The organism is uncultured Oceanicoccus sp., assembly GCF_963968385.1.
Lineage (GTDB): Bacteria > Pseudomonadota > Gammaproteobacteria > Pseudomonadales > Dasaniaceae > Oceanicoccus.
Genome location: NZ_CAXAHB010000140.1, coordinates 1 through 2205, shown reverse-complemented (window position 1 = coordinate 2205; position 2205 = coordinate 1). Strand labels below are relative to the sequence as shown.

Annotated in this window: 5 protein-coding genes; all 5 read left to right on the top strand. The window is 45.4% G+C overall.

Annotated features, from left to right (window positions below; all coding sequences use genetic code 11):
- Window positions 1-203, top strand: a 203-nt coding sequence (locus AACP44_RS09105; protein ID WP_339340212.1) for a DUF2796 domain-containing protein, incomplete at its 5' end; no start/stop codon positions are given.
- Between the two features lie 3 nt (window positions 204-206).
- Window positions 207-680, top strand: a complete 474-nt coding sequence (locus AACP44_RS09100; protein WP_339340211.1) for a Fur family transcriptional regulator — start codon at window positions 207-209, stop codon at window positions 678-680.
- A gap of 11 nt (window positions 681-691) precedes the next feature.
- Window positions 692-1090, top strand: a complete 399-nt coding sequence (locus AACP44_RS09095; protein ID WP_339340210.1) for a MerC domain-containing protein — start codon at window positions 692-694, stop codon at window positions 1088-1090.
- Between the two features lie 33 nt (window positions 1091-1123).
- Window positions 1124-1543: a phosphoribosyl-AMP cyclohydrolase gene (hisI, locus tag AACP44_RS09090; protein ID WP_339340209.1), complete on the top strand. Its 420-nt coding sequence runs from the start codon at window positions 1124-1126 to the stop codon at window positions 1541-1543.
- A 38-nt stretch (window positions 1544-1581) separates the two neighbouring features.
- Window positions 1582-2205: GTP-binding protein (locus AACP44_RS09085; RefSeq protein WP_339340213.1), on the top strand; the 624-nt coding region annotated here is incomplete at its 3' end.

The following is a 2205-nucleotide window of genomic DNA, read 5'->3' as shown; positions in this document are numbered from 1 at the left end:
ATGATGAACATGATGATAGTCATAGCGAAGTTAGCGCAGACTATCACTATCAATGCGCACAGGGAGAAAAACTGGATTCGATATCTGTCAATCTTATCGCTCTTTTTCCAAGCTTTGAAAAGCTTAAGGTTATGTGGCTTACCGACAGTCAACAGGGCGCCGCAGAGTTAACGGCGACATCCTCACTTGTTCGTATCAGGTGATTAATGAATAACGTGCAGGCCATCATTAACCGTGCGGAACAAAACTGCAAAGCCAATGGCAGTAAATTAACCAATAAACGCAAACAGGTGCTATCGGCTTTAATACAATCCGGGCGTGCTCTATCTGCCTACGAACTGGTTGATTATTGCAAAGAGATCTATGGTGAATCTCCTCCCCCTATGTCTGTCTATCGCATTCTTGATTTTTTACAAAGTGAAAATTTGGTGCATAAATTAAATCTGGCAAATAAATATATTGCCTGTGCCCATATCAGCTGTGATCACGACCATGGCGTTCCGCAATTTTTGATCTGTGATGATTGCCAGCGGGTAGAAGAAATCACCGTTGGACAATCAACCATTGACGATCTAAAGCGCAATGTCGAAGAGGCCGGCTTTCATTTAGTCAGCCCTCAACTGGAAATTAATTGCCTTTGTAACCAATGCAAAAATAACGCCGCCCAAGAACATCATTAAGTCGAGTTAGCATGAAACAACTACAAATCATCGCTGATAAAACCGCCATCAGCCTATCAGTCATCTGCACGCTTCACTGCCTAGTACTGCCCTTTGTCGTAGTCATGCTACCTGCGCTGGCAGCCCTCAACTTGCAGGACGAGACTTTTCACCTGTGGATGGTTATCGCCGTTATACCCATAAGCCTGCTAGCCTTGACCATGGGTTGTAAAAAACACAGAGACTATAGAGTGCCGTTACTGGGCGTAACCGGGTTAAGCCTGTTAATCCTCGCTGTCGTTTTGGATCATGATTTAATCGGTGAAACCGGAGAAGTAGTCCTCACTGTATTAGGTGCGACCATTATCGCAGCAGGCCATCTACTGAATTATCGACTATGCCAACGCCACCATTGTGAATGTCATTCCTAACGGTTGGCCAGTAATAACAACCAGAACTTTTCAATGAAAAATACTTACTTTCAATCTTTAGAGCAGTTAAAAATCGGCCAGACACTGGCGCTTAAAGATATTATCGATCAACTGATTTTTAACCAGCAAGGGCTAATACCCGTTATCACCCAAGATGCCGACAGCAAAGTAGTATTGATGATGGCTTGGATGAATAAAGCCTGCTTAGAGCAAACGCTGGCTACAGGACGAATGACTTACTGGTCCAGAAGCCGCAACCAAGTCTGGGTCAAAGGAGAAACCAGCGGCAACTATCAGGCGCTGAAGTCAATGCGTTTTGATTGTGATGGCGATGCGGTTTTATGTCTTGTTAAGCAAACTGGAGCGGCTTGCCACACTGGTCGTGAGCATTGCTTTTATCTTGAAGTCGATCCGGCCAATCAAACGGTTTCAATGCTAAGCGAACCGCTGTGAACAAAGCCAAAGAAAAATTAACCGCCATCCCCACCAACATGATTACCGGTTTTCTGGGGGCTGGAAAAACCTCGGCTATTTTGCATTTATTACAATCCAAGCCCAGTGATGAACGCTGGGCTGTGCTGGTCAATGAATTTGGTGAAATCGGTATTGATGGCAGCTTATTTCAGGGCCAGCACAACGAACAGCAGCAAGTCTATATTCGCGAAGTACCTGGTGGCTGTATGTGTTGCACGGCGGGCCTGCCAATGCAAATTGCGCTTAATCAATTACTCGCCCGTGCCAGACCCCATCGTTTATTGATTGAGCCTACCGGGTTGGGTCATCCGATAGAAATAATGGCTACATTAACGGCCGATCATTATCGCGAGGTTCTTGCCATTGAAAAAACGGTAACGCTGGTTGATGCCAGAAAGCTGAATGATAGCCGCTATACCGAGCATCAAACCTTCAACCAGCAAATTGCTATCGCGAATATTATTGTTGGCAACAAACAGGACCTTTATCAAGCTGGAGATAAAGCACAGCTTGAAAACTACGCCAAAGCAAACGCCGCCGCTGGAGTGGAAATCGTTTTTACCGAACAGGGCAAGCTATCCGCTAATTTATTACAGGGGACAACGGCAATATCGGCACACCCCCATCATCACGATCATCAC